Source organism: Amygdalobacter indicium (genome assembly GCF_029101545.1).
Classification (GTDB): domain Bacteria; phylum Bacillota; class Clostridia; order Saccharofermentanales; family Fastidiosipilaceae; genus Amygdalobacter; species Amygdalobacter indicium.
In genome coordinates this window covers 11,114-34,382 of record NZ_CP118866.1, presented here as the reverse complement: position 1 = coordinate 34,382, position 23,269 = coordinate 11,114, and the positions used below count along the sequence as shown (strand labels likewise).

12 protein-coding genes are annotated in these 23,269 nt (G+C 45.1%); 9 read left to right on the top strand and 3 right to left on the bottom strand.

What is annotated here, in order from left to right:
- Positions 1-145 precede the first annotated feature (145 nt).
- Positions 146-1,339 (top strand): glycine C-acetyltransferase, encoded by a 1,194-nt coding sequence (locus PYS60_RS00115; protein ID WP_315569737.1) that lies wholly within the window; start codon positions 146-148, stop codon positions 1,337-1,339.
- Between the two features lie 141 nt (positions 1,340-1,480).
- On the opposite strand, the gene gpmA is transcribed toward PYS60_RS00115, so the two are convergent.
- From gpmA to PYS60_RS00100, 3 genes are all read right to left on the bottom strand, one after another.
- Positions 1,481-2,167, bottom strand: coding sequence for a 2,3-diphosphoglycerate-dependent phosphoglycerate mutase (gene gpmA / locus PYS60_RS00110; protein WP_315569735.1), 687 nt, complete (start codon positions 2,165-2,167; stop codon positions 1,481-1,483).
- 80 nt (positions 2,168-2,247) lie between these two features.
- The gene (locus tag PYS60_RS00105) at positions 2,248-2,889 is read right to left on the bottom strand and encodes an isochorismatase family protein (RefSeq protein WP_315569733.1); all 642 of its coding nucleotides are present in this window, start codon (positions 2,887-2,889) and stop codon (positions 2,248-2,250) included.
- A gap of 156 nt (positions 2,890-3,045) precedes the next feature.
- On the bottom strand, positions 3,046-6,096 hold the full coding sequence (locus PYS60_RS00100) for an alpha/beta hydrolase family protein (RefSeq protein ID WP_315569731.1): 3,051 nt from the start codon (positions 6,094-6,096) through the stop codon (positions 3,046-3,048).
- Between the two features lie 331 nt (positions 6,097-6,427).
- On the opposite strand from PYS60_RS00100, the gene PYS60_RS00095 reads away from it, so the two are divergent.
- The 8 genes from PYS60_RS00095 (at position 6,428) to PYS60_RS00060 (ending at position 23,103) form a co-directional block, all read left to right on the top strand.
- A complete protein-coding gene (locus PYS60_RS00095; protein ID WP_315569729.1) occupies positions 6,428-6,910 on the top strand; it encodes a CtsR family transcriptional regulator in 483 nt (160 codons plus the stop codon).
- Between the two features lie 96 nt (positions 6,911-7,006).
- A complete protein-coding gene (locus PYS60_RS00090; protein WP_315569727.1) occupies positions 7,007-9,922 on the top strand; it encodes an ATP-dependent Clp protease ATP-binding subunit in 2,916 nt (971 codons plus the stop codon).
- A gap of 207 nt (positions 9,923-10,129) precedes the next feature.
- Positions 10,130-13,948, top strand: a complete 3,819-nt coding sequence (pulA, locus tag PYS60_RS00085) for a type I pullulanase (RefSeq protein WP_315569725.1) — start codon at positions 10,130-10,132, stop codon at positions 13,946-13,948.
- A 147-nt stretch (positions 13,949-14,095) separates the two neighbouring features.
- Positions 14,096-14,920 carry a hypothetical protein gene (locus tag PYS60_RS00080; protein ID WP_315569723.1) on the top strand — a complete coding sequence of 275 codons (825 nt, stop codon included), beginning with the start codon at positions 14,096-14,098 and terminating at the stop codon, positions 14,918-14,920.
- 42 nt (positions 14,921-14,962) lie between these two features.
- A complete protein-coding gene (locus PYS60_RS00075) occupies positions 14,963-15,862 on the top strand; it encodes a CpXC domain-containing protein (RefSeq protein WP_315569722.1) in 900 nt (299 codons plus the stop codon).
- Positions 15,855-16,265 (top strand): chorismate mutase, encoded by a 411-nt coding sequence (locus tag PYS60_RS00070; RefSeq protein WP_315569720.1) that lies wholly within the window; start codon positions 15,855-15,857, stop codon positions 16,263-16,265. Before PYS60_RS00075 ends, PYS60_RS00070 begins: the two co-directional genes overlap by 8 nt.
- A gap of 18 nt (positions 16,266-16,283) precedes the next feature.
- Entirely contained in the window at positions 16,284-16,748 is a 465-nt protein-coding gene (rpiB, locus tag PYS60_RS00065) for a ribose 5-phosphate isomerase B (RefSeq protein WP_315569718.1), read from the top strand.
- Positions 16,749-16,983: 235 nt separating this feature from the next.
- Complete coding sequence (locus tag PYS60_RS00060) at positions 16,984-23,103, top strand: hypothetical protein (protein WP_315569716.1); 6,120 nt, start codon at positions 16,984-16,986, stop codon at positions 23,101-23,103.
- Positions 23,104-23,269: the final 166 nt, after the last annotated feature.

Here is a 23,269-nt window from a genome sequence, read left to right as displayed (position 1 = left end):
TTTTCAAATAGAATGCTTGAGCTTTGAGCGGCCCGAGATTTGTAGACGGAATACGGAGATAAGCTGCAAATCGATTAAAACCTGTTAAAGCTTGTTAAGGTTGATGATTTCAAAAAAATAAGCGCTAAAAGAAAAGGAGATTTATATGAATAAGGAATTACATGAAATGAAATATCTGGCAGAGAAAGTTGCAGATTTGAAGGCTAAAGGCCTGTATCGTACTTTACCTGTCAATCAGGGCGCGTGTGAACCTGTTTTACAATTAGAGGATAGAGAAGTTATTAATCTTTGCTCCAACAATTATTTAAGCTTAGCTAACGATGCCCGCTTGAAAGAAGCAGCTATAAAAGCAATCGAACGTTATGGCGTCGGTGCCGGAGCAGTTCGAACAATTGTCGGTAACCAGAGTATCCATGAAGAATTGGAAAAGGCTTTAGCTGAATTTAAGAAAGTGGAGCGCTGCTTCATCTATCAGTCCGGCTATGATTGTAATATCGGAACAATTCAGGCAATTTGTGATAAAGATGATTTGCTGATTTCCGATCAGCTTAATCACGCTTCGATTATCGACGGTATGAGAATGGTTAAAGCTACGAAACAGGTTTATGCTCATAGCAATATGGAAGAACTGGAAGCTTTGTTACAGGCGGCGCAGGGAAAATATCATAATATCTTTATTTTCACTGACGGCGTTTTCAGTATGGACGGAGATTTGGCCAATTTGCCGAAAATTGTGGAATTGGCGGAGAAATACGGCGCTTTTACTTATGTTGATGATGCACACGGTTCGGGAACTATGGGTAGTCATGGTAGAGGCACGGTCGATCATTTCAATTTGCACGGTAGAGTTGATTTTGTTGTCGGTACGCTGTCGAAAGCTATCGGTGTTAAAGGCGGATATGTTGCTTGCAAAGAAGTGTCTTATCAATGGTTAAGTCATCGCGCCAGACCGGTACTGTTCTCGACTACTTTGAGTCCGGCAGATACGGCGGCGGCTAAAAAAGCAATTGAAATTTTGGCGGAAGATGACAGTTTGCAAAAGCAATTATGGGATAATTCCCGTTATATTAAGGAAAAATTGACAGCGCTGGGATTTAATACGGGGCATTCTGAAACACCTATTACACCTGTTATTATCGGTGATGAAGCGAAAACGATGCGCTTTTCCAAAGCTTTGTTGGAACGGGGAGTTTTTGTTTCGGCGATTGTGTTCCCGACAGTTCCGGCCGGGACCGGTAGAGTTCGTGTTATGGTTCAGGCTAAACATACGAAAGAGCAGTTGGACAAGGCTGTTGCAATTTTTGCTGCTGTCGCTAAAGAGATGGGAATTATTTCTTAATGTCCGAAGAGCGGCTAAGATTCGGTGAAAGTTCGGCGCAAGTCGCCGATAAAAAAGTCTTTAAATAAAATAAAACCCCGATTTTCGGCGTTGTGTAAAAAAGGCACAAACTGATTATCGGGGTTTGTTTATTGGGCTATTTTAGAGATAATAACGCTTTAAGACGTCCAAGTTTTCGTCCAATTCATAAACCAGAGGCTGACCGGTAGGAATTTCCAGACCCATGATGTCGGCATCGCTGATTTTTTCCAGGTGTTTTGCTAAAGCACGCAAGCTGTTACCGTGAGCGGCGACTAAAACTGTTTTTCCTGCTTTAATTGCCGGAGCAATTTGGTCTTCCCAGAAAGGCATAACACGATCCAAAGTAACTTTCAGACTTTCATGTTGCGGGATTACTTCTACCGGTAAAGAGGCGTAACGACGATCGTGGAATGATGATGTTTCGGCATCTTTGTCCAAGGCCGGCGGTAAAACGTCATAAGAGCGACGCCAGACGTGGACTTGCTCTTCCCCGTATTTTTTGGCTGTTTCAGCTTTGTTTAAGCCTTGTAAAGCACCATAGTGTCTTTCATTCAAACGCCAACTTTTAATTTCAGGTACCCATAATTGGTCGCTTTCTTCCAAAGCGTAATGACAGGTCTTGATAGCCCGCTTCAGAACGGAAGTGAAAGCTAAATCAAATTTGATACCGGCCGCTTTAATTTTAGCGCCTGCTTCTTTGGCCTGACGTACGCCTTCTTCACTTAAATCGACGTCTGTCCAGCCTGTGAAAAGGTTTTTCAAATTCCATTCACTTTGACCGTGACGGACAAAAACAAGTTTATACATTGTTGCCTCCTCCTGCTGCTTTTTGTGTCAGCTGGTTATTGTTCAATTACTTTTATATTATACACAATTGTGCACGGTAATTATTTGATTAAAGCCTGGCAAGCTTTGAAATTTGGAGCTTTGGAGTCCTGCAGTAGGTCAAAAATCAACATTTCCAGGTTATTAACAGTTGCGCCGAGCTTATCCAACAGGTGTAAAGCTTGTTTTTTGTGCTCTGTTCGACGTGAAGATGTCATGTCTTCCGGTAAGAAGATGCTGTAGCCTTCGGAAAGAATATCACGGCAACTTTGGTAGATACAAACATGGCTTTCGATACCGGCTACAATCAGTTGTTTGATGTTGTGTTGGCGGAGGAATAGGCTCAAGTTTGCAGTTAAAACGCTCATTCTGGTTTTGCTGAAATAGAGCATGGGGCAGCCGGCAGCTTCGCATTTGTCCAGAGCTTCTTTAATTTCCGGGATAGTGGAACCGAGTCCCTGAGGGTATTGTTCGGTGTAAATTACCGGTAAGCGGAACAGGGCGCAGACTTGTAAAAATTTTAAATTATTACTGATTATTTCCGCCGAATCGGCCATTTTCGGTAATAAGCGTTCCTGCATATCAATCATCAAAAATGCGATATGGTCGGGGTTTATTTGTTGGTTATAAAGTGCCGGTTGAGGTTGCCATTCTACATGGTGATCAACGGTTTTTGTGGATAGTTTTTCAATAAGTTCTGTCATTAAAAACACCTTCCTTCAACTAATATTGTAACGCTTTGAAAATTTTGTGCAGGAGAGTTGGAAAAGCCCTGCTTCCGGTCGTTCCGTTTTTTCAGAAAGGAGGTAAGCGGAAAACTTGCGGGCAGCAGGGCTGAAAGGTTAGGCATTCAATTTAGTTTAAATATGACATTTTTCGGCGAACTTTTGAATTAATTCTTTGTTATCCGCTTGTAAATATTGCAAGAACCAATGGGTAATGAGGTTGAGCCGCTGTTCCCGGGCTTTGATGCGGCCGCTGCGGGAAAGTTCGTGATTTTCTTCGTGGAATACGCACAGTTTGTTGGGTACGCCCAAAGCTGTCAGGGCTGTATGCAATTGCATGCCCTGTTCGTAAGGACAACGGTAATCGGCGTCGGAGTGGATAATTAAAGTCGGTGTTACGGCATTATTGATGTAATGCAAAGGCGAATGTTCCCATAAAGTTTTTTGGTCCTCAAGGCTGAAATCTTTGACTTTATTTTGGTCGGTAGCGAAAAGGTAGCCGATGTCGCTTGTGCCGTAGAAGGATAACCAGTTGGAGATGGATCTTTGCGTGCACGCTGCTTGGAAACGCTTGGTATGGGTGATGATCCAGTTGGTCATGAAACCGCCGTAAGATCCGCCGGTTACGCCCAGACGTTTGCTGTCGATTTGGGGGTAAGTTTTTAATACGGCATCGAGAAAGTCCATTAAATCGTCATAGTCTTGTTGGCCGTAAGTTCCGCGAATGTCGGCAAATTTATTGCCTCGTCCGTCAGAGCCGTGCGGGTTGGTGCAGCAGACGACAAAGCCGAGGTTGGCCCAAACCTGCATTTCGTGGTAATAAGTAGACCCGTAAACGGTTTTCGGTCCGCCGTGAATGTCTAAAATTAGAGGATATGATGCTCGAGCTTCTTGGCGGAAATCAGGCGGCAGCAGCACGTAGCCGTTTACTGCTTCCCGGTCGAAACGGGAAGTGATTGTCAGGGGGAGAGGTTTGACGGTGCTTAAGTTTTGACTGTTAAAGTAGGTAAGCCTTTGTAATTTCTCGGGATTGTGCACGAGGTAGATTTCGCTTCGGTTCTGTTGATAGAAGCCGATGATGCATAAGCTGCTATGATTTTGGCGGCAGGAACAGGGCTCACCGCTTTGGCAACCGCACTTGCAGTCGGAGCCGCAATTACACTCGTTGTCGCTGTTGCAGTCACAGTCGTTGGCGCAATTGCAGTCAGATTCGCACTTACATTCATTCCCACAATCGCAATCACCGCATTCACATTCGCAATCGCAGTCGTCGCACTCACAATCGTCACAATCACACTCGCACTCGCACTCGCAGGTACAAGTATCGCCTGACTTACAACCGCACTTGCAATCGTTCTCGCACTTGCAATCGTTACAATCGCAATCATCGCAGTCACACTCGCCGTTGCAGTCACAGTCGTTGGCGCAATTGCAGTCAGATACGCACTTACATTCGTTCCCACAATCGCACTCGCAAGAGCAGGGCTCGCCGCTTTGGCAGCCGCACTTACATTCGGAGTCACATTTGCACTCGCAGGTACAAGTATCGCCTGACTTACAGCCGCACTTGCAATCGTTCTCGCACTTGCAATCGTTACAATCGCAATCATCGCAGTCACACTCGCCGTTGCAGTTACAGTCGTTGGCGCAATTGCAGTCAGATTCGCACTTACATTCGTTCTCACAATTGCACTCGCAAGAGCAAGGCTCGCCGCTTTGGCAGCCGCACTTACATTCGGAGTCACAATTGCACTCGTTGGCGTTGTTGCACTTGCAATTGTTCTCGCACTTACAATCGTTACAATCGCAATCATCGCAGTCACACTCGCCGTTGCAGTCACAGTCGTTGGCGCAATTGCAGTCAGATACGCACTTACATTCGTTCTCACACTCGCACTCACAATCGTCGCATTCGCACTCGCAAGAGCAAGGCTCGCCGCTTTGGCAGCCACACTTACAATCGGAATTGCATTTGCAGTCGGAGGCGAATTCCTCCGCGATAACAGTCGGAGCAATATTCAAAGAGAAAGCGGCATTCACAGCACCTTCCCGGTCAACCAACATCTTGCGCTTCAGCGTTATTTTATGGGCAACTTCATCTTCAACAAAGAAGAAACGCTGCAAGGTAGAACGACAATCTACAGTTTCAATTAAATCCAGATAGTTTAAAGAAACGTATTTCTCCTGACAGCAACCGTAAGCAACATCGGAACCGACAGAATTACCGTAAATAATTTCATAATCGGAGATTTTTTGCAGTTGCGAGGAGGCACGATCATAAACGTAGAAATAATTATTTTCATTGAGTCCGTAGCCGGAAGTATCGGAAGAAATAAGAACGGCAATCTCATGTCCGGAAGCCTGATGCTGCTGATTGACAGTTTCCACGTAAAAACCGTCGCCCAATTGTTGATTCAATTGTTCATACAGGGGCGTAATAATGCAATTTTCCAGGTCCACCTCATAGAGTTTGGCAAAGTCGCAGTAACGGTACTCATTATTTCCTTCGTAACAAGTGGCGGCGAATAAAGCTTTGGTTTTGGCGTTATTCAGGCTGACCCATTTAATGACGTAGTTAGGATAATCTTCACCGATTAATTCCAATTCCTCGCTGACAGCATCGAAGAAAAACAGAGCTGAACGGCGATTGTACAGATAACCTGTACCGTTAGCTTGGAAAGGAATTTCGTGAATTTGGCGACAAAAGGCAGTTTCCTCATTGTGTCGACAGATTTCTTCCTGTTCGGCCGGCGTTTTTTGCCATAAATCGGGATAATTAAGATCATATGAAGCTAAAACCAGGAATTTTCCGTTGTTATTCAGCGGCCACAATTTTTCTACGTCCAAGGGGATGGAGAAAGCGTAAGCGGCTTCGCCGCCGTCGACATTAATTCGATAGTAGTGAGTCAGAGGACGTTTACTTTCAGCCTCAGTTTGAGCTGTATAACGATTCTTTTCCGGTGTTTTGAATAAAATGTTTTTTTCGTCTTCAAATAAGAAATCAGTCTCGTTTCCCGCTTCTGTTAAAGGTTTCAAGGCTTGGCCGTCGAAAGTATAAATTTTGTTAATGTATTTATTTTGCTCATAATCGCTATTGCTGACAACAAAGGCGGCCAGAGTGCGGCTCGGATTGGTTTGGGGATTGGATAGAAATGTGAAATTGCGTAAATCTTCAACTTTAATCATGATTTTCCTCCGACAATGTTTTTTTCAGTGTAGCATAATTCGGCGCATGAAGATAATTTCTTTTTTTGCTCAGTTTTGTGATTGCGGTCACAAAACGGCTTGCGCGAGAAAAAATATTTTGCAATTTTCAGGCCGGCAATCTAAATATTTCCTGAGAGAAAAGCCCGAACTTTCGCGCCTTTTCTGCACTTTTTCGGGGTTGAAAGAAAAGTTTTGACAAAGGTCAAAAAAGGTCTATAATAATAGTCAAAGAAAGTCAAAGCCAAAAGAGGCGATTAGCAAAGAGAATCAAAAAGGAAGGCGAGCAGCTGTTAATAATGGAGGTTTGAAGATGCCGATGCGCTTGAGTGACTATATTGAAGATTTTATCAGGGAGAGCTTGAAAGAGAATAACGGCATATTTGAATTTAACCGGAATTTGATGGCCAGCAACATGAATTGTGTACCGTCCCAGATCAGTTACGTTATTGCTACCCGTTTCAATAATGATAACGGCTACATGGTAACCAGTCGACGTGGCGGTAAAGGTTCGATTGAAATTAGGCAACTTTTCAGCGGCGAGAATGAACAATTGGAATTGATTGAGCATTTGCTGCAGAATTTGCCGGGAAGTCTGAGTGAACATGATTTGAGTGTTTACTTGGACAATTTGGGAATGCTGGAGTTATTGGACGATAAGCAGCAGAGCTTGTGCCGAGCGGTAATGAGCGACGGCAGTTTAGCGGCGGTAGCTCCGGAAGAACGTAAAAATTTACGTGCCGATATGCTGAAGAATCTTTTGGCGGAATTGGCGAAAGAATACAACGATTTTTAATGCCGCTTGATTTTATCGGGCGGAAAGTCATTAAAAGACAATTATAAGTTATAAGAGCGACTGTGAAATGGTCGACTCGGCAAGGAGATGAGTGTTATGAATTTTGCTTATGATATTACTGAGAGAACTTTGAGTTTGTTATCTTATGCCGGTTCGTTCGCGAACGCTCTGCATGACTATAAGATCACTCCGGAGTATTTATTCATGGGAGCTTTGTTAAATCCGGAGCCTGATAACACCATGCGTCCTTTGTTCGCCCGTTACGGCGTAGATGAGAATAAATTTTATCGGGTTTTGTTCGGTAAACAGGCCGATGCTCTGCAAGTGCGCCTGCGTCGACTGACACCTTTTGATTTACCGAATCTGTTATATAAACTTTCAGGTTTGGCAACACAAATTATGGGCAAAGCGGTACATCAACTGTCCGGTAATCGCGTTTTGGAGCCGGAAGATTTGATTTTGGCTATTTTGGATGAGCCGCGCAGCGTGACGCGTGAAATTTTGCAGGATCTGAATGTTGACGTTGATTTGTTGCATAAGGATTTGGAGGAATTGCGGGAGAAGGTACATAGCGAAGGTGCGACGGCCAGAACTTCCGATGTGTATGATGAGAATCGCTACGCCGAGAGAGAAGAAGAACAGTCGTCCAAGAGCGCTGCCGACAATCACGGTGATTCCAAGAACTTAATGAGCGTGAATGAAGTACGTAAGCATATTCCGACTTTGCTGAAATACGGCAAAGATATGACGAAGATGGCTGATGACGGGAAGCTTGACCCTGTTATCGGTAGACAGCAGGAATTGAAACGGATGGTGCAAATCCTCGGCAGACGTATGAAGAACAACCCCTTGCTGATCGGTGAACCGGGTGTCGGTAAAACGGCAGTTGTGGAAGCTTTGGTTCAGGCTATTAACCGGGGTGATGTTCCGCATGATTTGCAGAAACGTGTGGTAATTGCGCTTGATGTTGTTTCGCTTTTGGCCGGAGCAAGTTATCAAGGTGAATATGAGGAACGTCTGAAGAAGTGCTTACAGGAAGCCAGCGACAATAAGCAGGTTATCATCTTTATTGATGAAATCCATACATTGTTGACCGGTGAAGGTAATCAGAAAGATACTTCGCGTATCGGCAATGTTTTGAAACCGCTTCTGGCTCGTGGCGATATTCAGGTTATCGGTGCGACAACTTCCGTCGAGTATCGTAAATATTTCAGCAATGATGCCGCTTTGGAACGTCGTTTCATGCCTATTACTGTGAATGAGCCGTCGGAAGAAGATGCGATTAAGATTATCCAAGGCTTGAAGAAACGTTATGAAGACTATCATCAGATTAAGATTACCGATGAAGCTATTAACGCCGCCGTTAAATTGTCGAAGCGTTATCTGCCGATGCGTTTCTTGCCGGATAAGGCAATTGATTTGATTGATGAGGCCGGTTCCCGCTTGAAACTGAATGCGAAAGAGATGGAGAATTCTGTTAAGAATATCAAGCAGAGCAGCAGTTCTCAAAATCAGGGTGAGGACAACGAGAAAGAGAAAAATGAAAAACAGGCTTTGGCGCAACATATTGAAAGCCTGAAAAAGGAATTGGATGATTTGGCGCAAGCCAAACAGAAAGCCTGCGATAAGGAAGACTTTGAAGAGGCAGCTAATTGCCGGCAGAAGGAGTTGCAGAAACAGAGCGAGTTGAAAGAGTTGGAGTGCCGTTTGCAGGATCAGGCACAAAAGGCTTATGTGCTGACGGCGCAGGATATTGCCGAAACTTTGACTGACTGGACCAATATTCCTATTAATCAATTGAGTGAGGAAGAGAACAGTCGTTTGCGTAATTTGGAGAGCGAATTACATAAACGGGTTATCGGTCAGGATGAGGCGGTAAAAGCTCTGGCCAAGGCTATCAGACGTGGTCGTGTCGGTTTGAGCATGACCAAGAAACCTATCGGTTCGTTCATGTTCTTAGGTACAACCGGTGTCGGTAAAACTGAATTGGCGAAGGCTTTGGCTGAGGTTCTGTTCGGTGACCGCAACAGCTTGATTCGTTTCGATATGTCCGAGTATGACAGTCAAATGTCGGCTACTCGTTTGTTCGGTTCAGCTCCCGGTTATGTCGGCTATGAAGAAGGCGGTCAGTTGACCGAGGCTGTGTATAAGAAACCGTACAGCGTGGTTTTGCTCGATGAGGTTGAAAAGGCTCATCCGGATATCTGGAATGTTTTCCTGCAGGTTTTGGAAGACGGCCGTTTGACCGACGGCAAGGGCAGATTGATTGACTTCAGTAATACGGTTATTATCATGACGTCCAATATCGGTGCCAATTTGTTGAACGACAGTCAAAGTTCGGTCGGTAAGATCGGTTTTGCCAATAAGAACGAGACACAAGCTGCAGTGAAGTTGGGTGATAAACCCGATTATAACGGACATACTTATGAAGAAGCTAAGAAGTTGGTTTTGAATGAGTTGCGTCTGCACTTCAATCCGGAGTTCCTGAATCGTTTGGATAAGATCGTTTTCTTCGAGAAGTTGAGCATGCCGGCAATGCGGAAGATTGCTAAACTGATGTTGAAGACTTTGCAGGCTAACAGCAGACGGATCGGTTATTCTTTGACTTACAGCGAGAATGCTTTGAATGCTTTGACGAAACAGGGCTATGATCCGAAATACGGTGCTCGTCCGTTGAGAAGAATTATTGACGGCGAGTTGCAGGATTTGCTGGTTGATTTGAAGTTGAGCGAACATGCGCCCAAGAGTGCGTTCCTGTGCTTGGAATACAGCGATGAAGAAGGCTTCCATCTGAAAGAGGTCGATGAGGCTGAATATCGGGAGTTGCAAGAGGCACAAAAGAAGGAAGAGGACAATAAAAAGGAGGCTGAAGCAGGCAAAGGTGAAAGCGTTGTTGTCGCTAATGCCGAGAATGCCGAAGCTAACGAAAAGGCCGAGAATAAGTCCGCCGGCAAGAGCGATAAGGATGCCAAGTCCTCTAAGTCCTCTAAGTCCGAGGACAAGACAAAATAAGTTAAGCGGCGTCGCTACAAGCGGCTAAGCTTTTATAAAAGCGTCGAGTTTTTTAACCCGGCGCTTTTTGTTTGCTTAAATGCACAAATAAATAGAAAAAATTTGGGCATTGTCACTAATTTTTGGCCGCCGGAGGCTTTTTTCAAATAAACGGCGAAATATTGGTTATTATTAAAGTAATAATATTTCCCGGATGGAGAAGAGAAAATGAAAAGACGATTGCAACATTTTTTCAGTATTTTGTTGGTATTGGCGCTGTTTTCAGCGCTGTTCCCTTTTATGAGCCGCAGGAGCGCAGCCGATGCAGGCAGGCGGACGGTTACGATTCATTATAATCGGGCAGACGTCAGCGGTTGGGACGTATGGATGTGGATCGACGGGCAACAGGGTTTTGCCGTACCTTTCAAGGGGCGGGACAAGTTCGGGGCGATTGCCGAGTATACGTTCAAGGCGGAAGCGAACGGGAAGAAAATCGGTTATATCGTGCGGAAAGCAGATTGGTCGGATCGGGAACAGAGCAACGCTAATGACGGTAATCGTTTACTTTCCGAGAAGCAAAATCAAGCATGGGTTAAGCAAGGTGAGAAAGCTGAGTATACTTCTAATCCGAATACCCAAGGCAAGACAACGGTTACGATTCATTATAATCGGGCGGACATCAACGGTTGGGACGTTTGGATGTGGATCGACGGAAAAGACGGCTTCAGCGTACCTTTTGACGGACAGGACAGCTTCGGTTATCTGGCCGAGCACAGCTTCTCGGAGCAGGAGATACAGGGGAAGAAAATCGGTTATATCGTGCGGAAAGCAGATTGGTCGGATCGGGAACAGAGCAACGTTAACGGTGACGGCAATCGTTTCCTGGCGCCCGGACAAATTCAGGCTTATGTCAAACAGGGAGATAAGACGGAATATGACGATAGGCCGGCAGCCGGAGAAGTCAGGAAGTTGAAAATTCATTATAATCGTCCGGATGTGCAGGGCTGGAAAGTGCATATCTACGGTCCGGATTTGGAAGGTAAGGATTATGAATTTACGGGCAAAGACGAGTTCGGCCCTTATGCCGAGGTGGAAATAAATACTGCGGCGGAGACAGTTAATTTTATTCTGCATCGGCAGGAAGGCGATAATGCGTGGGCGGAAAAAGAAGTAGCCGACGCAAGCGACGGCGGGCGACCGATAACTATAAATAAAGCCGGTGTCAGTGAAGTGTGGGTGAAACAGGGAGATAAAACGACCTATTCGCAGGAACCGCTTGCACAACATAAGGAATTAAGCGCTAAAATTCATTATCATCGTTATGATGCGAAAACCTTAAGCAATTGGAAAGTACTGTACTGGAGTAATTTGCAGACGGAAGAAGAAGCGAAGAATAAAAAGCAGTATGTCGATATGACGGTGAGCGATAAAACGGCAACGGCTACTGTTAAAATGAAAGCCGATAATTTGGAGAGTATTAATTGCAAATTGCAACGTTTTAACGGTACGGAAAAGATTAATGAAGAGCCTGTCAGACAGTTGAAATATTTCAACGAACAGGGGATGATGGAAGCTTATTGGAGTCAGAAAGACCCGAATTTTTACAAGACGGAAGCGGAGGCGAGCGCAGCGATCAGCTATACGGCGACGATAAAATCGGCAAGAGAAGTTGAATTTAAGTTCAATCGTTTGGTAGATACGGACGATTTGCTGGCCAACGGTTTCAAATTCGAGACGAAACAGGAAGTAGACGGAGAAAAGTTCAGCGGCTTTGAAGCGCAGGCTAAACCGGTAACGGATACTTTGATTTTGCGCTTGAATTTCGACATAGATACGGAGAAAGAACATCAGATGACATTTTATACGGACAAAGAACAGAAACATCCGCTGACGCAAAAATTAAGTGTCACGGATACCATTTCGCCTAAAGACAAGCTGTTTGACAGTAAATATGCTTATGCCGGCGAACTTGGAGCTATTTACACGAAAGAGAAAACAACTTTCAAAGTGTGGGCACCGACGGCGGCAAGCGTCAACCTGCTTTTGTACGAGGGTGATGCGGTCAAAGAGAAATTGCCGATGACCAAAGGGGATAAGGGCGTTTATCAAGTTGAAAAGACAGGTGACCTTGACGGTCAGCGTTATATGTATGAAGTGACGGTAGACGGTAAAACGAATGTTGTCACCGACCCTTATGTGCGTGCGACGACAGCCAACAGTAAGTTGGGGGTTGTGGTCAATCCGCAACCGACAGCTGTTTCTGCGCCGAAGCTTGATCCGGCACAGAATCCGATTATTTATGAACTGCATGTGCGTGATTTTTCGCATGATCCTAACGGCAATATGCAGCATCGGGGAAAATATTTGGCATTTACGGAGAAAGGAACTAAGACGGACAAAGGATTTGCTACCGGTTTGGATTATTTGAAGTCTTTGGGTGTTACGCATGTGCAGCTTTTGCCGGTGTTCGATTATAACAGTGCTTCCGTGGATGAGCTGAATCCGGAAGCTAAGTATAACTGGGGCTATGATCCGATTAATTACAATGTGCCTGAAGGTTCGTATTCTACCGATCCTAATGACCCTTACAATCGGATTAGGGAACTGCAGCAGGCAATTGACAGTCTGCATCAGGCAGGATTAGGCGTAATTATGGACGTGGTGTTCAACCATGTGGGTGATGTGGCCAAACAGAGTTTCAATCAGATTGTTCCGGGTTATTATTTCCGTTATAAGGGTGATAGTTTAGCTAACGGCTCCGGTTGCGGCAATGAGACGGCGTCGGAAAAAGCGATGATGCGCAAATATATTGTCGATTCGGTGAAATATTGGGCCAAGACTTATAAGTTCGACGGTTTCCGCTTTGACTTGATGGGTTTGCATGATGTCAAGACGATGAATGAAGTCAGAGAGGAACTGCAAAAAATCAATCCTAATATTGTTATTCTGGGTGAAGGCTGGAATATGGGCAATCATCCGGCAGGAGTAGAGAAAGCTAATCAGCTTAACGCGTATAAGATGCCGCATGTCGGCATGTTCAGCGATGATCTGCGTGACGGCGTTAAAGGCAGCGTGTTTAAGGCGCAGGATCCGGGTTTCGTTAACGGTTCTGCCGGCAAAGAACGGCAAGTTATGGAGGCCTTGGGCTATAAGGCGACTTTCGGCGGTAAGCATTACAGTGAGCCGAGACAGTTGATTCAGTATGTAGAAGCACATGATAATTTCACTTTGTGGGATAAGCTCGGCAAAACCAATCTGAATGACGATGAAGAAACACGGTTAAAAATGCAGCGCCTGGCTTCCGCTATTCCTTTGTTAAGTCAGGGTACGCCTTTTATTCATGCCGGCCAGGAGTTCGCCAGAACCAAGCAGGGTGAGGGCAACTCTTATAACAAGCCTGATTCTATAAATCAACTTGATTGGAATAGAGCACAGGAGCATCAGGATTTAATTGATTATTTCCGCGGACTTATCGCTATCCGTAAGCAATATAAGTGCTTCAGTCCGCAATCTTTCGCTGATGCTGCAGCGACTTTTACCCCGATAAAGGCGGAGGATAAATTGTTGGCTTATAAGTTAAAAGATGGCGAACAGACTTTGTATATTGTGCATAATGCGTCTAAAGATGCGCAAAATCTGGCGTTGCCTGACGGCAAATATCAGGTTCTGGCGCAGGATGGCAAGGTGCAGGCCTCCGGTTTGCGTGAATTTACAATTGACAGTAACGGTGAGCGGGCGCAAGGTACAGTGGAAGTTGCCGGCTTGTCGACAACGGTACTTGTAAGCGGTAAGAAAGCGGCAGGACAGCAAGGTTCGCAACAGCAAGTAGGCGAGCAGCCAAGTAGCGGCAATGGTAGCAGTGAGGCGGCCTTACAGGCGGAAACTTCTACAGCTGCGGCGGACGAAACGGCACGGACGAACGGGCAGACAGGCAAAAACAACAAAATTGCCCGGACCGGAGAAAGTCGGGCGTTGGCCGGAAGCGGAATAATGGGAGTATTGGCCGCTTTAGGTGCAGCTGTCAAAAAGTGGCGGAAAAAAGATTGACGGTCATAGAAAAATTGCAAAATTGTCGGGGCCTGTTCTTCGGAGCAGGCCCTTTGCTTTAAGGAAAATTCACAATACCGGACTGCTTTATTTATCTGCACAAAAGTATAATGTTTGAAGATATTACGGATTTAATCGGAGGCGGGAGTGAGCGAACGTTATTGTTTTTATTGTGGTAAACGTTTAGAGCTGAAGGAAGTTTGCTCATGTCGTAATGCGGCGGCAAACTCAAAGCGGCAGCAAAAAACCGGGTCCGACAGTACCGAAAGCAAAAATTCTTCCCGTACAACTGCCCGACCTGAAGCGTGGCAACGCCGCCTTTTGCGTTTGTCGGCGAAATTGCGGCTTGCAGCTAAACAATTGGAGCGAAAATTCGTCTATATCGGGCGTAATTTGGTCGACCCGTTGAATGCCGCTTTTAATTTAGGTGAAGTGAAGCCGCTTTATACCTGTTTGTTGGCCGTATTCAACGCCTGTCTGCTTGCTCTTAATTTGTATTTATTCCTGCACGGCGCATCTTTCGGGAAAATTCTGAATGTTTATTTATTCCCTTTTACCGTTGTCGGGACGATTTTCGATGATGTCCGCCTGTTCGGCAAGATTGCCCTGATCGGCTTCCTGATTTTTCTTTGCAAAACTTATCTTTTCCGTTATTTCTATGCCGATTATCGGGGTAAGTTGGATACGCTTACGACTTTTCGCCTGCAAAATCCGGCGCAAATGTATCAACTGGCGGGAAATGTGCTGGCTTTGCTGTTCTGTCGTTATGCTCCGATCCAGTTTTTACTGATTTGTTCGTTGACGCAGGCTTTGGTTTTTTATAGTGAAATTAAGGCGGCTGTCGGTATTGTATGTATGCAGGAGTCGCAGGCGTTCGTGCGCTTGTGCGCTGTTTATTTTTCTTTATTTGTGTTGCTGGGACTTTTGCTGCGAGCTTTAATTCCGGGCTTGACGGCAGTCAATTTGTTGTAGTCGCAGCGGCGGTTTTGCGCTAAAGAAGCGGAGGAAAAAGAGATGACAAAATTGGAGTATCGGCTGATAGCGTGCCCGTACTGTTTGGACGAGGTTGAGCGCTTGGTATTTCAGGTGATTGATTTGAATGAAGATGAAGATTTGTTGGAGCGACTTTTGCAGAAAAAAGTGAATGCTTATAATTGCCTGAATTGCGGGCATGAATTCGTTTTGGCGCAATCTTTGACGGTTATTGCTCCGAAATTGCACCTGATTGTGCGCTATGATTGTGATTTTGTGCAAAAAATGTACAGCCGGACTTTGTTAAAGCTGCCGCTTTCGCCGGCTGCCGCTGATTTTCGCAAAAGGCAGGAAGAGCTGGCGGTGCGGGAAAATGAGGCGATTGAGAACGGTGAAATTCAGACGCCGACTGATGTGGCTTTGTCCCGCCTGAAACAGGCCTTGCCGCCGGCGTTGACGGACGAGGATTATCGGACTTTGTCCGAGACGGCGCATGCCGGGATGGCTGAATTCAATGCGACGGCAACGAGTAAATCTTTGATACAGGAGTATCCCGGATATATTTATCGGGCAGTGACGGAATACAACGACCTGATCGAAAAGTTGCAGATTTTTCGCCAAAATTTGGATGACAGAGCGCTGGAGCTGATTAAATATGTCAGTAAGCTCAGCTCGGCCAAAAACGACGGTGAACAGGCGATTAAGCGCTTGTACTTCGTGCAGGCGGACGCCAAGCATCTGGTGTTTCTGGTTTATCGTACAGGCGGGTGGGATTATTACGATTTACCGGCCGAGACTTACGATAATACGTCTCTGTACAAAGATTTTTTCACTGTTGATAACGAGTCGGAATTTGTTTTAATTGATGAAGTTGCCGCCGCCAAGTGGTGGAAAGCTATTTTGCAGGCAAGTGAGATTGCCGATAAGGAGCATAATGACTGAGGATAAGCAAGCACGGGAGATAGAGGAGCTGCTTCCTTTGCGCCGGGATTTGCAGGCAGTGGATGAAAAGTTGCTGTCCCTTTTGGCGCAGCGCTATGATTTGGTGCTGCAGGTGAAAGAGTATAAGCGCCAAGTGGCGATGCCGGTGCTGCAAAAAGAGGTGCAGGAGCGAAAACTGGCGCAGGTTGCAGCGATTGCGGATAATTATGGAAAGCTGTCGACAATAACTGCCGCCAGAGCAGAAAAAACGGCAAAATTGCGCTATCTGCAGCTTGTTTTGCGGCTGCTGATGGATTTGAGCGTCAGCGAACAGTTGGACGAAACGGGTTTATTAAGCTGCCTGGAAGCGGAGCTTACACATTTTGAAGAGCAGGCAGACGGTAAGATAATTACGAAAAAATAAAAGAAAGTTGTGAAAGAAATGAGAAGATTTGTTTTGGCTGCCGACCACGGCGGTTTTACTTTGAAAGAAGCGATGCTCAAGGCTTTAAGATTGCGTTTCCCGGAGATGGAGTTTGTCGATATGGGTTGTCAAAGCTTGGAGTCGGTGGATTATCCGGATTATGCGGAGCTTGCCTGTAAGGAAGTTCTGGCGCAAAAAGCGGAGGCGGCCATTTTGTTCTGCGGTACGGGCATCGGTATTAGTATTGCGGCGAATAAAATCAAAGGTATCCGTTGTGCGCACTTGAGCGATACTTATTCGGCGGCGAAAAGCAAGGAGCATAATAATGCCAATGCTATCAGCTTGGGCGGTCGGGTGATCGGTGAAGATTTGGCGCTGGAGATTATCAGTGCCTATATTCAGGCGAAATTCCAAGGTGAACGGCATCAACGGCGAATTAATAAGATCAGTAATTTGGAAAAACTTTATTTGTGCTGTGAATAAGCTTACAGAGGGGCACTTGAGCGGAGAAAATGCAGTTATTTACGAGATTGCATTTTCTCCTTTTTTTTCGGGACTTTCGTCTTTGCTTGTCACAAAAACACAATTTTGTAATGTATCAAATTTGCCTTTTGCCGGTGTCATTCCGCATAATAATAATAAGTAATACAAAAATGAGGAAGCACACCCTGATTAACGTAGCTTTTTTCGTGCTTCGGCATTGAGGGAGAATTATCGTATGAAGAAAAAAATAACAGATAGTAATTTGCTAAGCAAACAAAGACAGGCCACTTTCAAAAAAGCTGTGGCGATGGTGCTGTCGACGCTTTTAATCGGCGGTATGGTAACGCCTTATTACGACAGCGTGCAGAATGTTAAAGCTGACGGTGTTTTTGACGGTCGCAATATGCTATATGCGAATAAGCACTCCTTTGAGACGACTAATGAATATATGGATATTACTTATCGGGTCGGTACGTATGAGGACGGTGAGTTCAAATTTGATCCTTACGGTGACTGGGTGGAATTGACATACGAAATTAACCGTAAAGGTACTTTTTGGTTCATTCGTAACTGGCGTTGGTTTACAATCCCGGAAAATCTGGAAAGCGTGCAACGTCTGGAGTTTATAAAGGACGGATCTCGAGTCGGCTTTTTTGATGCTCAAACCTGGAAGAGTAATTCTCGCTTTGTTTGGAGCAGCGGTGATGCGGACTTTGCCAGCGACTGGAACAGAATGACGGGTAATTCCGACACTTCTTACAATAATAGCGGTAATACTTTAGCTACTTTGGGTGAGTTCAAGCAAAACACCACGACTTTGTTTATGGATTGGGAAGGTAGAGGCAGTGTGAAGACTAACTTTGTGATTATCGGTAAGATTGTCGACCGTACGAAGCCTTTATATTGCTTGGCCGGTATCCACCAGGATGCGCGGGATTTGCATTATAATCGCGGTATCAAGTTGCAGCTGCCACCGAAGCCTCTGTTGAGCGAAGGCTATAAGCCGGCTTTACCGGAGCTGACGGAAGTTAAAAAGCTCGGTGCTTTGCAGCAGGATGAAATGACCAAGGTGCAAAAAGCCCTGTTTGATAAACAGGATGACGATTTCAAGTCGAAGCTTAAGGATGGGCAAAATTCTATTAAGGTTAATGCTGACGGTTCAGCTACAATTACTTATAAGGATGATTCTACTTATACAGTGCCGGCAAATAGCCTGGTTAAGCGCTATATTCCTTACAGCGAGCGGGTACGCCTGCGTGACGCGGCTGATACAGGTGTTTTGAATTTGCAGAATTTGACGCAGGAAGAGCAGGCGGCGGTCAAAAAGGCGGTCTGGGAAGCTAATAAAGAGGATGCTTTGTTCAAGGAAGCCTGCCTGCAGGAAGATGATATTACTGTTGATAAAACAGGCAAAGCGACGATCAAGTATAAAGACGGTTCGACGGCGGATATTCCGGCTGCAATGCTTGTTTATAAGAAAGCGTCTTTGGCCGATCAGGTTACGCCGTGGATCGGTGTAACTACTGGTGTGAAAAATCCGGGCCAATTGACACCTGATGAACAGGCTAAAGTTAAAGAAGTATTGGTAAATGTTAATAAGCAGAACAGTAAATTGCAGAATGCCCTCAAAGATGGAGATAATTCTATTGTCGTTAATAAGGACGGTACGGCGACCATTACTTACAAAGACGGTTCGCAGGATAAGTTAACAGCTAATCAGCTGGTGTATAAGTTGCCGAGTTTAGCAGATACTACAACAATTACGCCGCCGAGCCGTATCGGGGTGAAAAATGCGAAGAAGTTGGAACCGGCTGAGGTTGAGGAAGTTAAGAAGCAGATTTTCGCGAAAAATCCGGATTTGAAGAATAAACTTAAAGGCGGAGAAAACGGCTTGACTATTGACGATGAAGGCGGCAACGCTACTTTTGTATTTAATGATGATAGTGAAGCTATTATGGACGGCAAGCGTCTTGTCTATACCAAAGGGCAGGCGAGCAATCCGGGTAAGCAGACATATACTGAGGGCAGCTATACTTATCAGATAACCCCGATTAAGGTTGCGGATATGAACAACATAAGTAACGAGCTTTTGTCTGACGCTGCTCGACGCTTTGTCTATGATAATTACGAGTGGATGGGTAAAGACAATAGCGATTATAGCAAAGAAAAAGCTAAAAAGTTTTTGAATGAGGGTGGAGGAAAAATAGCTTCCAAAGCGATTTTCTATTTGACTGAACAAAAAAGTGAAGGCAAGGTTAAATTAATACCGCATATTGCTTCGTTAGGTATAAAGGGACCGGGTTTTCAGGATAGAGGCGTTTCATATATCTCTCAGGGAGTTAAATACGGAAGCTTAGAGATTCATGGAGATAAAGGTACATATGAAGGAGAATCTGCATTATTATTTACTCTTACGAAAGACAAACTCTTCTACGCTGACGGTGCGGCCTTTAATCCGGACGAGAGCAAGAAAGATGCCGATGCCATTATTGACGATTTGAAGAAACAGGGTCTGAGCGAAGATGACGCCAACAAGATTAAGAAAGAGTTGGAGGACAAAGGCGGCAGCTTAACCCAGGACGACATCAACAAGGCTCTGGACAAAGCGAATCAAAAAGCGGAAGAAGGCAAAAAGAAACAGGATAACGACAAAGCCAAAGAAGAGGCGCAGAAAGAGCTTGAGAAATTAGAAAATCTGGACCCGACCAAGAAAAAAGAATTCGAAGAGAAAATCAAAAACGGCACGGACCCGGAGAAAGTGCGCGCAGAACTGGACAAGGCCAAACAGCAGGATGCTAAGGACAAAGAACAAAAAGACAAGGATAAGCTGAAAGAAAAGCAGAAAGAAGAGGCCAAGAAAGCCATAGAAGGCATGGGCGATTTGCCGGAAGATGCCAAGAAAAAGGCTTTGGAAGACATCCAAAACGACAGCGATGAAAACGCTATCCAAAAGGCTGTAAATGATGCTAAGAAGAAGAATCAGGAAGAAGAGAAAAAACGCAAGGACAAGGAAGCTTTAACGAAGGCGAAAGAGGAAGCCGAGAAAGTAATTGATTCTTTGCCGAACTTGAGCCCTGATGAAAAAACGCAGTATAAGCAAAAAATTAAGGATGCAGCTGACACCGCCGGTATTGATAATGTTATTAAAGAAGCTAAGGACAAGGATGCGCAAAAGGCCAAAGAATTAGCGGACAAAAAAATGAAGGCGCAGGATGAAGTTAACAATCTGCAGAACTTAACGCCGGAAGAGAAAAAAGAGTTTAACAAGAAAATCGGTGCCGCCACAAGCGAAGACGAAATTAAAAACGCTGTGAAAGAGGCTAAGGAGAAAGACAAGCAGAAAGAGGAAGAAGAGAAGCAAAAACGCAAACAGGCAGCCCAAGATAATTTGCAATCGGAAAGAGAGCAGGCCAAGAAGCGCATCGGCCAACTGGACGGCTTGGATCAAACCGCGAAGGATAAGTATATCGCTCAAATTGATGCGGCCGGCGACAGTGCTGCAATTTGGCAAATTGTCGATGAAGCGGAAAAAGAAAATGCCAAGAAAAAAGCTAAAGCCGAAATTGCCCAGATGAATAACTTGTCGGAGCAGGAAAAGAAGGAAGCTGATACCAAGATTGATAACGCCGGCAGTGCCGATGAGGTTGAGAGCATTCTCAATGAATATAGGTTGAAAGACGACATCAAAGCGGCTTTGGACGAGATTGAACAATTGCAATACCTGAACAATAAGCAGAAAGCGAAAGCTAAAAACTTGGTTCAAGGTTCGGCGAGCAAGGAAGAATTAGCTAAAAATCTGCAGGATGCAAATGAGTTGGACAGCTCCATGCAGCGCCTTGACGGAGTGCAGAAGACGGCGACGGAGAAAATGCCGGAAGATGCAGCTATTGCTAATGATCCGGCCAAAGTCCAAGCCAAGAAAGACTTGCAGCAGAAATTAAAAGAAGCCCAAGACCTCTTGGATAAAGACCAAGGCACGGAGCAGGAAAAAGCTGATGTCGAACGCCTTATTAAGGAAATTGAAGAATTGGCCAAAAAGCTTATTCCGGACGGCGTGACTGCCCAACTTATTAAAGACAAGTTGCAGGCGGAGATAGATAAGAGTACCGAGATTAAGGACAAAACCGACGATTCTACTTATCCGGAAGCAAGCGCCAAGTTGAAGAAAAATTTCGAGGCGGCTTTGAATGCAGCGCAGGCAGCGATGACGGATCAGAGCATTACAGAGCAAAGCAAAATCGATCAACTTACAGAAAACCTGAAAAATGCCCGTAAGGCTTTGGACGGTGCAATGTGGGATAAACTTTTGCAGGAGATCGACGCAGCGACCCAAGATCAAACGAAAGACAAATACAAGCAGGAAGAAGCGGCAGTGAAGACTGCTTTAGATACTGCTTTGCAACAGGCTCAAGCTGCCGTCGCCAAACACGACAATGATGCGATTGAGCTTGATAAGTTGCCGAGTCAAAGTGAGATAAACGATTTAACCGAGAAATTGGTTAAAGCTCGTGCCACTTTGCATGGTATCGCTTTGCCTGATCCGAAGATTAAAGTTGACAATAAGGATGAAATTTCCGAAACTGAGAAAGCTGAGATTATCGATAAGCTGAAAAAGGATAACACGGAAATCAACTTGCAGGATGTGACTATTGATAATACGACACATAAGATAACCTTTACCTTCAACGACGGTACTACTGCAAAAGAGAAAAACGTATCCGATGTTGTCGTCCAAAAGACAGATGCCGAGAAAGCCAACTTACAAGCCCCTGATACTAAAGTTAAGGTGGCGCATAAGAACAGCCTGACGGAACCTGAAAAAGCGGAGATTTTAGCTAAATTGCAGGAGAAGAACCCGAATGGCAAAATTAAGAGTATAACCGTTGATGAAGCTGCCGATAAGGTTACGGTTACTTATGAAGATAATTCGAGCAATTCACCGTTCAAGCTTTCTGACCTGGCGGATGAGAAAACGATGGCTGAAAAAGCTACTTTGAAAGCGCCGACGAATAAAGTCAAGGTTGACGACATGACCGCAATTTCGGACAGTGAAAAAACGGAAATTGAGAACGCTGTTAAGACCGCCAACCCCGATACGGCTGAAGTTAAGATTAAGACAGTCGAAGTAAATCAAGCTGAGAACAAAGTCAAAGTTACCTATCAGGATGATTCAGTCGCTGACATGGCTTTGAGCGATGCCGCTGTGCAGAAAACTAAGGCCGAGAAGGCCCCGGCAGTTGCGCCGGCAGACAAAATTCCGGTTGACGATCCGAACACGATGGCAAATCTCAAGGATGACGAAATTGCTAAGATTAAAGAGGCAGTTTACGAAGCTAACAAAGATAAGGACGGAGTGACTGACAAGGACAATATCGAAGTTAAGAAGGACGAGAACAAAGTTATTGTTAAATATGATGATAACAGTACTTCGGAATTAACTTTGAACACCTTGGTCCGCGCCAAGACCGATGCCGAGAAAAAACCGCCGGTAGCTCCGAGCGCCGAGCAAAAAGTCGGTGTAGTCGATGTTAACGACATGACCAAGCTTACGCCGGAAGAAGAGCAGAAGATTAAAGATGCTGTTTACGAAGCCAACAAGCAGGATACCAAAGTTCAAAAGGACAACATCACGGTAGACAAGGCTGAAGGCACGGTAAACATTAAGTATCCTGATAACAGCATCGGCAAAGTCCAACTTAAAGATGTCGTCCGGGAACGGACAATGGCTGAAAGTACAGTCCTCGACAAGCCGGAGAACAAAATCCCCGTGTATGAATTGGACAAACTGTCGGATGAGGAGATAATCAATGTAATTGATGCCATCAAAGAAGCCAACAAAGACAAGCATATTGCCAAGGTGGAAATTGAACCGACAACAGGCAAAATTACCGTTACTTATGAGGATAACTCCGTCAACGACACGAGCTTGAAATTACAGGACTTAATCCGTCGCCGCACCATGGCGGAACGCACCGAAATAATCGTGCCGAACCCCAAAGTTCTGGTCGATGATGACAGCCGGATAAGTGACCATGATGTAGAACGGGTGCAAAAGTCTATTGAAAAGGCCAACTTAGGTAAAAACATAGTCGACATAACAGTTGATAAAGAGAAGCGGGAAGTGACAATTACCTTCAGCGACAAGTCGAGCCGAACCTTCTCCTTGGAACTTTTCTACGGCAAGTTTACCTATGACAAAGAAGAACAGGAGCCGTGGTACAAAGCGTACGAGAAAGAAAACGGTAATAAATTGGGCAAGGTCAGTAAGACCGGCGAAACAGCTGCAGGCGGCGGTGCCTTGGGCAGCATTATCGCAGCTTTAGCCTACGTTTTCACGAGAAAAAAGCGCCGTTAAGCGTATAAGGAAAAGGGTTAACCAGAATCGCCTTGACTTGAAGTTGAGGCGATTTTTCTATATTGCCATCAAGCTGATTTAATTTGCTCCAAGTCGATTCAAGCGGAGCGACCGGTGTGCACAGCTTGCAAATTGCGTCCAAAAATAAGACAATTAAAGGTAAGAA

Bases quoted from the DNA above. Each gene is read 5' to 3' on its own strand.
- PYS60_RS00100 (WP_315569731.1), bottom strand. From the start codon at position 6,096: ATGATTAAAGTTGAAGATTTACGCAATTTCACATTTCTATCCAATCCC.
- PYS60_RS00060 (WP_315569716.1), top strand. From the start codon at position 16,984: ATGAAGAAAAAAATAACAGATAGTAATTTGCTAAGCAAACAAAGACAG.
- PYS60_RS00105 (WP_315569733.1), bottom strand. From the start codon at position 2,889: ATGACAGAACTTATTGAAAAACTATCCACAAAAACCGTTGATCACCAT.
- PYS60_RS00095 (WP_315569729.1), top strand. From the start codon at position 6,428: ATGCCGATGCGCTTGAGTGACTATATTGAAGATTTTATCAGGGAGAGC.
- rpiB (WP_315569718.1), top strand. From the start codon at position 16,284: ATGAGAAGATTTGTTTTGGCTGCCGACCACGGCGGTTTTACTTTGAAA.
- gpmA (WP_315569735.1), bottom strand. From the start codon at position 2,167: ATGTATAAACTTGTTTTTGTCCGTCACGGTCAAAGTGAATGGAATTTG.
- PYS60_RS00090 (WP_315569727.1), top strand. From the start codon at position 7,007: ATGAATTTTGCTTATGATATTACTGAGAGAACTTTGAGTTTGTTATCT.
- pulA (WP_315569725.1), top strand. From the start codon at position 10,130: ATGAAAAGACGATTGCAACATTTTTTCAGTATTTTGTTGGTATTGGCG.
- PYS60_RS00075 (WP_315569722.1), top strand. From the start codon at position 14,963: ATGACAAAATTGGAGTATCGGCTGATAGCGTGCCCGTACTGTTTGGAC.
- PYS60_RS00115 (WP_315569737.1), top strand. From the start codon at position 146: ATGAATAAGGAATTACATGAAATGAAATATCTGGCAGAGAAAGTTGCA.
- PYS60_RS00070 (WP_315569720.1), top strand. From the start codon at position 15,855: ATGACTGAGGATAAGCAAGCACGGGAGATAGAGGAGCTGCTTCCTTTG.